This window comes from Frigoribacterium sp. Leaf44, from assembly GCF_001421865.1.
Taxonomy (GTDB): Bacteria; Actinomycetota; Actinomycetes; order Actinomycetales; family Microbacteriaceae; genus Frigoribacterium.
On record NZ_LMLG01000005.1, the window covers coordinates 242,000 to 254,691 of the forward strand.

Below are 12,692 nucleotides of genomic sequence, written 5' to 3' on the forward strand. Positions count from 1 at the left end.
TCGGCGCCGTGCTCCTCAGCGCAGGACGACGATCATCCGCTTCGAGACGCTGGCGGACACGTTGCCCGACCCGGCGTACGACGCGGACAGGACGTACGTGCCCCCGCGGGTGAAGGTCCCCACCGGCACGGTGACGCGTCCTGCTCCGTCGGCCGAGACGGTGGCGGTGCCGACGGTCCTGCCGTCCGAGGTCACGGTCACGGTGCCGGTGGGGCGGGGGACGCCGGGGGCCGACACCGTGACCGTGACCGTCGCCGCCTTGTTCTTGGTGATCGCCGTCGTCCCACGGGTCAGCGCGCTGGACGAGGAGGCCTTGTCGACGGTCACTCCGACGACCGCCGAGTCCGAGCCGGACTGCGTCGTCGTGGCAGGGACGAAGGAGGCGCGCAGCTGGTGGGTGCCCGCCGCGGTCGTCCCCGGCAGGGTCACCGTGGCGCGCCCGTCGGACCCGACCTTTCGAGCCGGCCGGGCAGGAGGCGCGGCGGGGGTCAGCGGACGGTGACCTGCACCGGCTTCGAGACGCTGGTCGACACCGTGCTCGCCCCGGCGTACGAGGCCGACAGCGAGTAGGTGCCCGCCTGCGCGAACTTCGCGACCGGGACCGTCACCCGCCCCGAACCCGTGGCCGAGAGGGTCGCCGTGCCGACGACCTTGCCGCCGGCGGTCACGGTGACGGTGCCGGTCGGGTTCGGGACGCCCGCGGCCGAGACCGTGACGGTCACGCTCGAGGCGGTGTTCTTCTTGACGGCGGTCGAGCCGGGCACGAGGGCGCTGGTCGACGTCGCCTTCGTGACGGTCATGCTGGCCGTGCTGCTCGTCGACGACGTCAGCGACGCGTCGGCCGGCGTGAAGGTCGCGACGAGGCGGTGCGTTCCCACGGTCGTCGTCGAGGGCAGCGCGTAGCTCGCCTTGCCGCCCGAGACGGCGACCTGTGCCACGCGGGTGCCGTCGAGCGACACCGAGACCGTGCCGGTCGGTGCGACCCCGGCGACGCCGGTGACGGCGACCGTCACCGTCACGGGGGTCGAGCCGTAGGCCTGGGTGCTGCGGTCCAGCGTCAGCGAGGCCGTCGTCGCCGCCTTGTCGACCGTGACCGGGACGACCGTCGAGTCCGACGCGGCCTGGGCGGCCGTGTCGGGGACGAAGGAGGCGCGCAGCGAGTGGGCACCCGCGGCCGTGGTCCCCGGCAGGGTCACCGCGGCGCGTCCGCCGGCCCCGACCCGCACGGAGCCGACGACGGTGGTGCCGTCCCGCAGCGTGACCGTGCCGGCCGGGGCGGACCCGTCGGCCGTGCTGACCTGCGTGGTGGCCGTGATGCGCGTGGTGGAGCCGTAGGTCTGGCGGGTCCGGTCGACGGTCAGCGCGCTCGTGGTGGTCGTGGCGGCAGCCTTCTTGGCGGCGCCGGCGAGCGTCACGTCGAGCACCGCGCCTCCGGACGGGGTCATGGAGCGGACCGACACGGTGAAACCGGCGTTCGCACTGGTGAACGACTCGCCCGCGTCGAGGTGGGTGTCGCGACGGCTGGGGTCGCGCTTCGAGTCGAGGCCGACGGCCAGGGCGACGGTCGACACCGTGCTGCCCGAGAGGGTGAGCGGTCGGAGCACCCGGACGCTGCCGGTCGCCTTGTCGCTGGTGAGGGCACAGCGGGTGAAGCCCGACGCGACGAGCGCGCAGGACGCCGCCCGACCGCCGAATTCGGCGCTGGTCGCGTCCGTGCCGGTGGCGGTGCGGTACTCGACGTAGTAGTCCTGCCCGCTGAGCGGATCGACGACCTTGAGGGCGCGGCCCTTGGCGCTGCCGTCGAGCGGGGCGACGGTGACCTGCCGGGTGGTGCCGGCCCCGCTGAGCGTGGTGACGTCGGTCAGGAAGCCGGCACGCACGCGCTGCACGGACGACAGGTGGGGTCGAGCCGACGAGACCGAGTAGCCCATGATGTCGAGGAAGTCGCCGTACTCGAGCACGGGGCAGGCGGCGGGGGTGTCGGTCGAGGTGGCGTAGCGGTAGTCGCTCGCGGCCCCGTCGAACGAGGTCGTGCTGCGGCACATGCCGGCGCCGGCGTGGCCGAACCCGAGGTTGTGGCCGAACTCGTGCAGCAGGACCGGGACGCCGAGCGCGGTGCCCGCGCCGTACGAGCTGAACACCTCGCCGCCGTCGCCGCCGACCGTGCCGAACGCCGTCGCCGTCGTGCCGCAGGTCTCGCGGCTGAGGACGATCAGGTGTTCGTTGGTCCCGGCCCACGCGTACTTCGCGAACCGACCCCCGAAGGCCGAGGTGTGGACCGTGTTGAGCACCGTGGCGGGGACGCACGAGGTCTGGTCGAGCGGGCGGGTCTCGATGCCGGCGAGCGTCACGTTCACGGTGTGACCCGACTCCTCCCACCAGTAGTCGTGCAGCTGCGTGACGGCGGCGCGGACCGAGGCCTCGTCGGGCGGCGTCGCGGAGTCGTCCGAGGTCGCGGCCGTCACCGTGGCGAGGCTGACGTAGACCGGGTGGTTCGTCACGCCGGCCACCGGCGACACGGCGTCGTCGGTCTGGGCCTTCAGGAGGGGCGCGGCGGGCACCTTCACCATGTCGCGGGACAGGTCGGCCGCGACGCCCGCGCTGACCGTCGAGGCGGCGGACGTCGACGTGGTGGTCGAGGCCGAGGCCGTCGTGACCGGAACCGTGCCGGCCGAGACGGACGAGGGGGCGGCGGCCTGGGCCGGTGCGGACACCAGGGCGGTGAGCACCAGGGCCGCGGCGGCGGCGGTGGCCGCGAGGCGGCCGGTCGGGAACGAGGGCATGCAGGACTCCAAGAGGTCTCGGAGGCGCGAGTCGTCACCGAGGATGTGCTGCTCCGTCGGACGTCGGGGAACGACGGAGGTCCTGCCGCCTCGGCGGACGTCGGGGAACGCCGAGGGGGCAGGGCTCGCCGGCGGACGTCGGGGAACGCCGGAGAGGTGACGGCAGCGAGCCGTCGGTGGGGGTTCATACCCACGAATGGAACTCAACCACCCCCGTCCGCTGGCGCGGACCCCCCGTCCGAGTGGTCGGGCACCCCCAGAACAGGACCGTTCGGGACCTCCGTGGCCGCGCCTCCTGCCTGGGCGTCAGCCCTGACGCTCCGGGGGACGGGGTATATCGTCCGGGTATCGTTCAACCGCGTTCGACCCTCGAGAAGGAGAACACCATGAGCAGCACGTCAGCACCCGGCACGTTCGGATTCGGCACCGGCCTCGACGGCATGTGGCAGGCCATGGAGCAGCTCCGCTCGACCTTCGACCGCCGCGAGGGCACCCGCGCCCCCCGGGGCGAGGTGCGTGCCGCCATCCTCGCGCTGCTGGCCGAACGCCCGATGCACGGCTACCAGATCATCCGCGAGATCGACGAGCGGAGCGGTGGCGACTGGAAGCCCAGCGCCGGGTCCGTGTACCCGACCCTGCAGCTGCTCTCGGACGAGGGGCTCGTCGCCGCGGAGGAGACCGACGGCCGCAAGGTCTACTCGCTCACCGAGGCCGGTCGCGCCGCCGCCGGGGTCGACCCGTCGGCACCGTGGGAGCCCGAGCGCACCGCCACCGGCGACCGCTTCCGCGCCCTGCCCAAGGCCGGCGTCGAGTTGGCCCGCGCCACGGCGCAGGTCGGCCGGACGGGCTCCCCCGAGCAGGTCGACGAGGCGGTGGCGGTGCTCGACGAGGCCCGTCGTCGCATCTACTCGATCCTCGCCCGAGACTGACGAGGGTGGCGTCGACCGACCCCTCCGCGTCCAGTCCTCCGGTGCGTGACCGGGCCGGTCGCGCGCGCTACCGCCGCATCCTGCGGTTCGCCTCGCGGCATCTCGCCGTCACCTGGTGGTTCGAACTCGTCCTGCCCCGCTTCGGCCTGCGGCGTCTGGCCGAGCGGACCCGGGCCCGGCGCATGCGGCGCTTCGCCCGGGGATTCCACGCGCTCGCGCTCGACCTCGGCGGCCTGATGATCAAGGTCGGCCAGTACCTGTCGTCACGCCTCGACGTGCTGCCGCCCGAGATCACGAAAGAGCTCGAGGGGCTGCAGGACGAGGTCACGCCCGTCCCCTTCGCGGGCATCCGGGCCCTGGCCGAGGCCGAACTCCGCCGACCCCTGGGGCAGGTCTTCGCGACGGTGGCCGAGTCTCCCATCGCCGCCGCGTCGCTCGGCCAGGCGCACCGCGCGACGCTCGGGCCCGCCGACGCGGCCGACACGGGCCTCTCCGCCGTCGTGCTCAAGGTGCAGCGGCCCGGCATCGACGCCGTGGTCGACGTCGACCTGGCCGCGCTCCGTCGCGTCGGCGGCTGGCTCAACCACGTCCGACTGGTGTCGGACCGGGTCGACGCCCCCGCCCTCGTCGAGGAGTTCGCGCGCACCAGCCTCGAGGAGATCGACTACCTGAACGAGGCCGCCAACTCGGCCCGATTCGCCGCCGACTTCGCCGACGACAACCGCGTGAGCGTGCCCGACGTCGTGTGGGAGCGCACCACGCGTCGCGTCCTCGTGCTGGACGACGTCTCGGCGATCAAGATCACCGACGTCGACGCGCTCGCCGCGGCCGGCATCGACCCCGCCGAGGTCGCGCCCGTCTTCGCCGAGGTGATGTTCGACCAGCTGTTCACCCACGGGTTCTTCCACGCCGACCCGCATCCCGGCAACATCTTCGTCACGCCCGTGCCCGACGCGGTCGACGGGCAGCGACCGTGGAAGCTCACCTTCATCGACTTCGGCATGATGGGCGAGGTGCCGACCGGCACCCGGACGGGCCTGCGGAAACTGCTGATCGCGGCGGCGTCCCGCGACGGCTCGGGCATGGTCGGCGCCATGCGCGACCTCGGCGTCCTGCTGCCGAGCGCCGACACGCTCGGGCTCGAGCGGGCCGTGACCGCCACCTTCGCCCGGTTCGGCGGCATGGGGTTCGCCGAGCTCCGGCAGGTCGACCCGCGCGAGTACCGCGAGTTCGCCGGTCAGTTCGGCGACCTGATCCGGTCGTTGCCGTTCCAGCTGCCCGAGGACTTCCTGCTCGTCCTGCGGGCGATGACGTTGACCTCGGGGGTCGCCAGCGCGCTCGACCCCGCCTTCAACCTGTGGGACTCGGTCGAGCCGTACGCGGCCCAGCTGATCCGTGACGAACGGGGCAACGCGGTGCAGGACGTCACGCGCCGCACCCTCGACGCCGCCACGGTGGCCGTGCGGCTGCCCGGCCGACTCGACCACCTCGTCACGCGCCTCGAGGACGGCACGCTCGAGGTGGGCAGCCCCCGGATCGAGCACCAGCTGACCCGCATCGAGCGGACCGCGCGGCGTGTGGTCTCGGCCGTGCTCTTCGCGGCCCTGCTGATCGCCGGGGCGGTCCTGCGCGACGGGGACGACGTGGTCGGCACGGTGCTGATGGTCACCTCGGCCGTCCCCTTGCTGCACGCGCTCGTGGCGGGCCGCGGCCGCTGAGGCAGGGCGGGACGATCCGGCGGGGTACGGGGGCGATCCCCCTCACTGGGGACACGTCGACCCTTACCGAGAAGGCGATCCGTCGGTACCTTCGCCCCATCGGCACCGTGCCGAGACGTCCGAGCCCCCTCCCGACCGGCACCACGGGGCCTCGGCGACACCCCACCCGAAGGACTCCCCGACATGTCCCGATCGATCAGCCGCGCCCGCTGGACGCGCCGTGCCCGCTGGGCCGCCGTGCCCGTCGCCGTCATCGCCTCCGGCGCCATCATCTCGACGGCGTCGTACTCGGCCTTCTCGGCCACCACCTCGAACCCGACGAGCAACTGGTCCACCGGCACCGTGCAGCTCACGGACGACGACTCCGACGTCGCCCTGTTCTCGGCCTCGAACCTGATGCCCGGCGACGCCGGGACGAAGTGCGTCACGGTCACCTCGACGGGCAGCCTGCCCTCGGCCGTCCGCCTCTACGGCACCGCGGCCACCACGACCAACTCGCTGTCGTCGTACCTCGACCTGACGATCCAACAAGGGTCGGGTGCCTCCAGCGCGTCGTGTGACGGCTTCACCCCGGCGAGCCAGGGGGCCCAGGTCTTCTCGGGCACGCTGGCCGACTTCGCGAGCCAGCGGACCGGCTACGCGAACGGCGCCCCGACCTGGTCGCCGACCGGGACGACCTCCGAGGCTCGCTCGTTCAAGTTCTCGTACTCGCTCAGCCAGTCGACGCCGAACACCGGTCAGGACTCCCGGGCGGCGATCGCCTTCACCTGGGAGGCCCAGACCCGCTAGCGCGGGAGTCGACGCCCGAGCCGGAACACGCCATCATGACGACCCTCGCGGCCCCCGCCGCCACCACCCCGCAGGTCCGCTCCGACCTGTCGTTCTGGGGTGCGCTGTGCCTGGCGACGACGGCGCGGGTCGTCCTGGCGACGGCCGTGTGCCTCCTGCTCTGGGCGGCCGTCCCGGCCCTCTGGGGCTGGTCGCCCACGACCGTGGCCTCGGGGTCGATGGCTCCGGCGATCACCCCGGGGGACGTCGTCGTGGCGATGCCCGTCGACGCCGTCGCCCTCGACGCGGGGCAGGTGCTGCTCGTCGACGACCCGGACCGCGCCGGCGACCTGCGGTTGCACCGGCTGGTCGACACGACCGACGACGGCTCGCTGCGATTGAAGGGCGACGCCAACGCCGAGGTCGACTCCAGCCTCGTGTCGCCCGGGGCCGTGCACGGCGTCGGGGTCCTGCTCGTCCCGTCGATCGGGTCGGCGATGCTCTGGCACGGCGGCGATCGCGTCCTGGGCGTGCTCGTCGTGTCCCTCGTGGTGCTGCTCCTGCTCGCGGCGACGCGGCTCGAGCCGGCGAGCGAGGACGTCGCCGACCCGCTCGCCCTCTCCCGCCACCGCGCACCCACGCACCCGTCGGGGCGGTCCCGCGCCGTCAGGGTCTCGGGTCTCGTGGTGACCGTGGTCGCCGGGGTGGCCGTGATGTTCCTCGTCGTCGGCTCGAGCCACGCCGCGTTCTCGGGCACCACGTCGACGTCGAGCGCATTCGCCACGTCCCGGTTCCCCTGCCTCGATCGTCCGGTGGCGGCGCAGGCGCGGTTCGCCTACCAGTTCAACGACGGCGTCGGCACGAGCGCGCGCGACAGCAGCGGCAACGGACGATCGGGGACCCTCACGCCCGGGGCCACGATCGAAGGAGGCACGTGCGCCGCCGGCGACGGACCCTACCTGCGGCTCGACGGCGTGAGCGGCCAGGTCACGACGGGGCAGATGATCGACGGCCCGCAGGTCTTCACCGTCGAGACCTGGTTCCGCACGACCACGACGACGGGCGGCAAGCTGATCGGCTTCGGGAACAGCCGGGCAGGACTGTCGGGCCAGTACGACCGCCACCTCTACCTGACCGACGAGGGCAGGCTGATCTTCGGCGTCTACAGCGGCGGTTACTTCAGCGTCGAGAGTCCGGCGGCCTACACGGACGGTGCGTGGCACCTGGCGACGGCGACCCTGGGCCCGTCGGGCACGGCCCTCTACGTCGACGGCACCCTCGTCGCTTCGTCGACCCAGACGGCCGCCGAGAACGCCCGCGGCTACTGGCGGATCGGCTACGACGCGGTCAGCATCTCGTGGCCGTCGTCCCCGACGAGCAAGTACTACCGCGGTGACCTCGACGACACGACGGTCTTGGACGTGGCATCGACGGCGGCCGAGGTGAGCGCGAGGTACGCGGCGGGCCGGTGACCGGCCTCCGAGGGGAGGGCCTCAGGCAGGAGGCGCGGGTCGGTCGATCGAGGCGCCGTCGGTGAAGCCGTCGGTCACACCCGAGAGCAAGGCGACCACGCGTCGTGATTCGCGCTCGGACAGGCCGAGGACCCCGTCCAGGGCTCCCAGCCGGCCCCCACCCGCCGCTCGGGCGACCGCGCCGTGCACGGCGTCGGTCAGCTGGAGGTGCTGCCCGCGTCCGTCCCGGGGATTCCTCCGGCGGACGACGTACCCGCGGGTCACGAGACGGGCGATGATGATCGAGGCGGCTCCGCTCGTCATCCCGAGGTGCGCCGCGACGTCCGTCGGCCGAGCCGACATGTTCCGGGTCTCGAGTCGCGCCAGGAACTGGACGGTCGTCAGCTCACTGGCGCCGATGCCCAACTTCGATCGAAGTCGGGCCCGGTACAGGGCCTCGGCGTCCTGGAGGGCATAGATCGCGTCGATGACGCGGCCCGAGGTGGAGTCGGGGTCGTGGACGTAGTCGTCGGGGGTCGTCGGGACGTGGCTCATCAGGACCTCTCATGTGGTCCGCGAGCATCCGTCCTGTGACGGGGACATCCGCAGGCGACCCATCGAAGCACATCGACGGGCCGCCCGGGGACATCGGTCAGGAACGATTCAGGCGTCGGCGACGGATCGCCGTGGTGACGACGAGCGAGGCACCGAGCAGCAGGGCCAGGCCGGCACCGATCGCGGGCATCACGCTGTCCGAGCCCGTGTAGGCCAGGTCGCCGCGGGGGCCGTTGCCGTTCCGGTCGGACACGGGGACCGCCGGGGTCGACGGGGTGGCGGTGCCGGGGGGCGTGGTCGTGCCGGGGGGAGTCACGGTGCCGGGAGGGGTGCCGCCGTCGCCCGGGGGCGGGGTGACGACGTCGGCCGGCGTGACCGTGATCGTGTAGTCCGCGGTGTCGGGCGGCGTGGTGCCGTTGTCGGCCGTGATGGTGACGGTGGTGTCACCCGGCGTGGTCGGTGTGCCCGAGATCTCGCCCGTGGTGCCGTTCAGCGTGAGGCCGGCGGGCAGGGTGCCGGTGGTGACGGTGAACGTCGGGGCCGGGGTGCCGGTCGCCGTGACGGTGAACGAGTAGGGCGTGCCTTCGGTCGCGGCCGTCGGGCTGCCGGAGGTGATGGTCGGGGCGACGGTCTCGGACGGGGTGCCGACGGTGGGGCAGGCCGCGGGAACGGTGATGGTGTTCGTGTCGAGGGTGACCGCGCCGCCGCGGGCGAGGAGGCGTCCGATGACGGTCGCGCCGGTGGTGGCCGTGATGGACTGCTGGGCGAGAATCGTCCCGCGGAAGTCCGCGGCGCTGCCCAGGGTGGCCGAGCTGCCGACCTGCCAGAAGACGTTGCAGGCGCTCGCGCCGCCGGAGAAGGTCATCGTGGTGGCCGAGCCGATGGTCAGGGTGCTGGCGGCCTGGATGACCCAGACCGACTCGGCGCTGCCGGCGAACGCGAGGGCGCCGTTGTCGGTGAGCTGCACTGCGTCCCCCGAGTAGACGCCCGGGGTCAGCGACCGACCGGCCAGGTCGATGACGTTGCTCTCCTGCGGGGTGAGGGCCGCGGCCACGTCGTACGCCGTCGTGAGGTCCTGCTGCGCGAGCTGCGCCGGTTCGTCGTTCACGTGCTGCACGCCGCCGACGATCACACCGGGGCCGCCGGCGTCGAATCCGACGACCGAGGTGCCCGGGCTGAGGCCGACGTCGCCGTTCACCACGCTCGTTCCGGTGTTCGTGACCGTGGACGCGGCGAGCACGGCATAGGTGCCGGCCGACTGGAGGTCGACGGGACCGTCGATGACGTTCGCGGCGCTCGCCGGCAGGGCCGAAGCCACCGTGAGTGCTGCGGCGACGCCGAGGACGAGCCCCGAACGGGCCAGGAGGGAGGTGGACGTCGAACGGGGCATGGCGCCACCTGACTGGAAGAGGGGGAGACCCCTGGACACACGTGATCGGTACGCGTCGGAGTTCCCCGCTACTCGATGTATACGCGGAACGACCTGATAACACAATGTTTAAAACAGTTCCTGATAATCCGCCCGGGGTTGAGGGGATCGAGTGATGGCTGGCGTACAACTTGGACACGCCACATCGGTCCTCTTCGGGTGAGGACCGGCCACGACCCATCGGGTGTCGTGCGGCGAGGAGGGCGGCGGCGTTCGGGTACGCGCCCCCTCCGGCCCCGTCGGTCGCGTCGCCTCGGTGACGCGACCGGCGCAGCGGGTGCCTTGTGCCCCGGACTGGGCGTCGACCGGTGCCCGCCACGGTCCGTAACGTCGATCCGTGATCCACGAGACCCACCCCGAGCCGGCGGACGACCCGACGGCCACCACCGCCCCGGCCGTCCCGTTCGGAGCCCCGTCCGTCGCCGTCGAGCGACGCATCGCCATCGTCGAGGCGGCCATGCGCGTCTTCACCGTGCACGCCTTCCACGAGGCGTCGTTCGCGCTCGTCGCCGAGGCGGCCGACCTGCCCGTGAAGGTCGTGACCGACGAGTTCACCCACTGGAACGGGCTCGTGCTCGCGACGGTCGACCTCTGGGTCGGTCGCCGCACCCGCCCCCTGCTGCCGCTCGCCCGGACCCACGGAACGATCGCCTTGTTGCGGGCCATCGTCCAGGCCAACGCCGCCGAGCCCGCGCTGATGCGCCTGCTGAGTGCCACGGTCAACGTCGCGGCCACGCCCGGCCACCCGCTCGCGAGGCCCCTGTACGAGCAGTGGCTGCAGTTCTACCGGTTGATCCACGCCTCCCTCGCACAGGACGTGGAGCTCGGGCGCGAGCCCGAGACCATGCAGCCGGCCCGAGGGGCCGAGCAACTCATCGCGCTGTACGAGGGGCTGCAGCTCCAGTCGATGGTCCGCCGTGAGATGGACGTGCTCGAGTCGTTCGACCGCGCGATCACCCGTCTGCGCGCAGGCTGGGGCTCCGCCTACGTGCCGCCGGCCTGGGACCTCGAGCTGGTGTGACGCCTCGCGCCACCTGGGGAGAGCCTGGTTGAACGGGGTACATCTGAGGTGTCCTCATGGACAACTCCGGTCGGTCGGCGTAGAAACGACGGCACATCGCGTCTTACCAGCGTGATGAGGGGCTCACGGCCCCGGCGTCGGGACCGACCACCCGACGTGAGACGCGACCGAAGAAGGTGCGCCGTGGATCAGACAGCCGAGACGACGACGAGGCGACCCGCCTCGATCCGTCTCGCGCGCCTCCTCGGCCTCTCTGGTCTCGCGGCGATCGGCATGGTCGGTCTCGGACTCGCCTTCTCGTCGACGTCGGCCTCGGCCGACGAAGCCCCCTCGTCACTTCTCGGCGGCGTCACCTCGGCCGTCGGCCAGGTCGCCGGCTCGCTCGACGCCCCCGTGGCCGCCGTCGGTCAGACCGCAGGAGGCGCGGTGTCGCAGGTCACGGACGTCGCCGTCCAGGCCACCGCCGTCGCGCCCCCGGTGCAGCAGGTCGTGAAGGCCGCCGCCCCCGTGGTGCCACAGGCCGTGCAGCAGGTCGCGGCCGCCGCACCGGTCTCGGCCGTCGTCGCGCCGGTCGCGCAGACCGTGGACCAGGTCGTCGCAGCCGTCCCCGTGGTGTCCGCCGTCACCGGCCCGGCACCCGTCTCGACCGTGACCGACCCGCTGACCGGCGTCGTCGACGAGGGCCTCACCGCCGTCGGCGACTCGGCGGCGGCCCCCGCCACGCCGATCGTCCCGCCCGTCGTGCCCGAAGGTGTCACACCCCGGCCCGGCCTCACGCTCCCCGCCGGCGACGCCCTCACCGATGCGGCAGCAGAAGCCCACGGGATCGACGGCCGCGGAGCTGTCGGCGCCGACGTCGTCACGGCTGCGTCGGTCGCCGACGCGGCGACCGAGGCGACCGACGCGGTCACCACCCTGCGGGCGCAGATCGCCGCCGGTCCGGCGACGGGTGCCGACGTGACCACCGTGCCCCTGGCACCCACCCAGGGCCCCACGCCGCGTCCCGCCGGCGACGACCACGGCTCGCCCGCCCTGCCCTCGAGCACCGGCGGCAGCGCGAACGGTCAGGCCTCGGGCGGGGGCGCGGCCGGCGGTGCCGTCGCGCTCGACGCGACCCGCGCCTCCCAGCTTCCCGGACTCGCCGTCTCGGCGGGTTCCGCGGACGGCGACGACGACCTCCCGTCGACGCCTGCGTACGACACCGACTCTTCTCCCGACTGAGGCCGGTCGCGTCGCCCCTTCAGCCTCCCGGCTGCCGGCGACATCAGCGACCCCGCCGCGACTGCGCGGCACCACACACCTCATCTCTTGGAGAAGACCATGAACAAGTACGTCTCGAGAGGGCTCATGGGAGCGCTCTTCGTCGGGGGCATCTGGGCCCTCGGAACGTCCGCCGCGAACGCGGCGACCACCACCGGTGACGACGGGCTGCTCTCGGGCACCCAGGTCGGCGCCGTCGTCGAGGCCCCGGTCTCGGCGCTCGGCAACGCGGTCAGCGTCCTCGGTGACGCGAGCAGCACGGTCGCGGCTCCTGCCGCACCGGCTGCTGCTCCCGCCGCCCCGGCTGCAGCACCTGCCGCGCCTGTCGCACCTGCCGCACCTGCGGCACCTGCGGCACCGGTCACGACGACGAGCGGTGACTCAGGAGTGCTCTCGGGCACCCAGGGCATCGTCTCGGTCGACGTGCCCGTCACCGTCGGTGGCAACGCCATCTCTGTGCTCGGCGACTCGGCCGCCGAGGCGCCCGCCCCGGCCCCGGCCCCGGCCCCGGCCGCCCCTGTGGCGTCCGCACCGGCCACCACGTCGGGTGACGACTCGATCGGCTCGGGCACCCAGGGCCTGGTCGACGTGACCCTGCCGGTCACGGTCGGCGGCAACGCGATCTCGGTGCTGGGCGACTCCGCCAGCACGGGCACCACGACCGAGGCCCCCGCAGGAGGCGCGACCGACGCCGTTCCCGCCGGCTCGGCCACCGGCACCACGAGTGGTGACGACGGCGTCCTCGGTGGCACGCAGGTCGTGCCGTCGGTGGGGCTGC

Annotated in this window: 11 protein-coding genes; 7 read left to right on the forward strand and 4 right to left on the reverse strand. The window is 73.2% G+C overall.

Features of this window, described 5'->3' with window-relative positions; translation table 11 throughout:
* Positions 1-15: 15 nt before the first annotated feature.
* Both ASE87_RS08350 and ASE87_RS08355 read right to left on the reverse strand, forming a co-directional pair.
* Positions 16-429 (reverse strand): Ig-like domain-containing protein, encoded by a 414-nt coding sequence (locus tag ASE87_RS08350; protein WP_056227560.1) that lies wholly within the window; start codon positions 427-429, stop codon positions 16-18.
* A 59-nt stretch (positions 430-488) separates the two neighbouring features.
* A complete protein-coding gene (locus ASE87_RS08355; protein ID WP_056227563.1) occupies positions 489-2,783 on the reverse strand; it encodes an Ig-like domain repeat protein in 2,295 nt (764 codons plus the stop codon).
* A gap of 386 nt (positions 2,784-3,169) precedes the next feature.
* On the opposite strand from ASE87_RS08355, the gene ASE87_RS08360 reads away from it, so the two are divergent.
* The 4 genes from ASE87_RS08360 (at position 3,170) to ASE87_RS08375 (ending at position 7,670) form a co-directional block, all read left to right on the forward strand.
* A complete protein-coding gene (locus tag ASE87_RS08360) occupies positions 3,170-3,712 on the forward strand; it encodes a PadR family transcriptional regulator (protein WP_043597601.1) in 543 nt (180 codons plus the stop codon).
* A 5-nt stretch (positions 3,713-3,717) separates the two neighbouring features.
* On the forward strand, positions 3,718-5,430 hold the full coding sequence (locus ASE87_RS08365) for an AarF/ABC1/UbiB kinase family protein (RefSeq protein ID WP_056227566.1): 1,713 nt from the start codon (positions 3,718-3,720) through the stop codon (positions 5,428-5,430).
* A 183-nt stretch (positions 5,431-5,613) separates the two neighbouring features.
* Entirely contained in the window at positions 5,614-6,219 is a 606-nt protein-coding gene (locus ASE87_RS08370; RefSeq protein WP_043597598.1) for a hypothetical protein, read from the forward strand.
* Positions 6,220-6,254: 35 nt separating this feature from the next.
* Positions 6,255-7,670 carry a LamG-like jellyroll fold domain-containing protein gene (locus ASE87_RS08375; protein WP_056227569.1) on the forward strand — a complete coding sequence of 472 codons (1,416 nt, stop codon included), beginning with the start codon at positions 6,255-6,257 and terminating at the stop codon, positions 7,668-7,670.
* 21 nt (positions 7,671-7,691) lie between these two features.
* Here the strand turns inward: ASE87_RS08375 and ASE87_RS08380 are convergent, their stop codons facing one another.
* A complete protein-coding gene (locus ASE87_RS08380; RefSeq protein ID WP_043597597.1) occupies positions 7,692-8,204 on the reverse strand; it encodes a MarR family winged helix-turn-helix transcriptional regulator in 513 nt (170 codons plus the stop codon).
* 97 nt (positions 8,205-8,301) lie between these two features.
* Positions 8,302-9,594 (reverse strand): ice-binding family protein, encoded by a 1,293-nt coding sequence (locus tag ASE87_RS08385; protein ID WP_056227572.1) that lies wholly within the window; start codon positions 9,592-9,594, stop codon positions 8,302-8,304.
* A 376-nt stretch (positions 9,595-9,970) separates the two neighbouring features.
* Here ASE87_RS08385 and ASE87_RS08390 point away from each other — a divergent pair, with 376 nt between their 5' ends.
* The 3 genes from ASE87_RS08390 to ASE87_RS08400 form a co-directional block, all read left to right on the forward strand.
* Positions 9,971-10,654: a hypothetical protein gene (locus ASE87_RS08390; RefSeq protein ID WP_056227575.1), complete on the forward strand. Its 684-nt coding sequence runs from the start codon at positions 9,971-9,973 to the stop codon at positions 10,652-10,654.
* A gap of 183 nt (positions 10,655-10,837) precedes the next feature.
* Complete coding sequence (locus tag ASE87_RS08395) at positions 10,838-11,875, forward strand: hypothetical protein (protein ID WP_056227578.1); 1,038 nt, start codon at positions 10,838-10,840, stop codon at positions 11,873-11,875.
* 99 nt (positions 11,876-11,974) lie between these two features.
* Positions 11,975-12,692 (forward strand): chaplin family protein (locus ASE87_RS08400; protein ID WP_157489773.1); only part of this gene is annotated, 718 nt, incomplete at its 3' end.

What these genes read in the sequence shown, in the direction of transcription:
- ASE87_RS08355 (WP_056227563.1), bottom strand. Translation starts at nt 2,783, where the DNA reads ATGCCCTCGTTCCCGACCGGCCGCCTCGCGGCCACCGCCGCCGCCGCG.
- ASE87_RS08360 (WP_043597601.1), top strand. Translation starts at nt 3,170, where the DNA reads ATGAGCAGCACGTCAGCACCCGGCACGTTCGGATTCGGCACCGGCCTC.
- ASE87_RS08370 (WP_043597598.1), top strand. Translation starts at nt 5,614, where the DNA reads ATGTCCCGATCGATCAGCCGCGCCCGCTGGACGCGCCGTGCCCGCTGG.
- ASE87_RS08375 (WP_056227569.1), top strand. Translation starts at nt 6,255, where the DNA reads ATGACGACCCTCGCGGCCCCCGCCGCCACCACCCCGCAGGTCCGCTCC.
- ASE87_RS08380 (WP_043597597.1), bottom strand. Translation starts at nt 8,204, where the DNA reads ATGAGCCACGTCCCGACGACCCCCGACGACTACGTCCACGACCCCGAC.
- ASE87_RS08385 (WP_056227572.1), bottom strand. Translation starts at nt 9,594, where the DNA reads ATGCCCCGTTCGACGTCCACCTCCCTCCTGGCCCGTTCGGGGCTCGTC.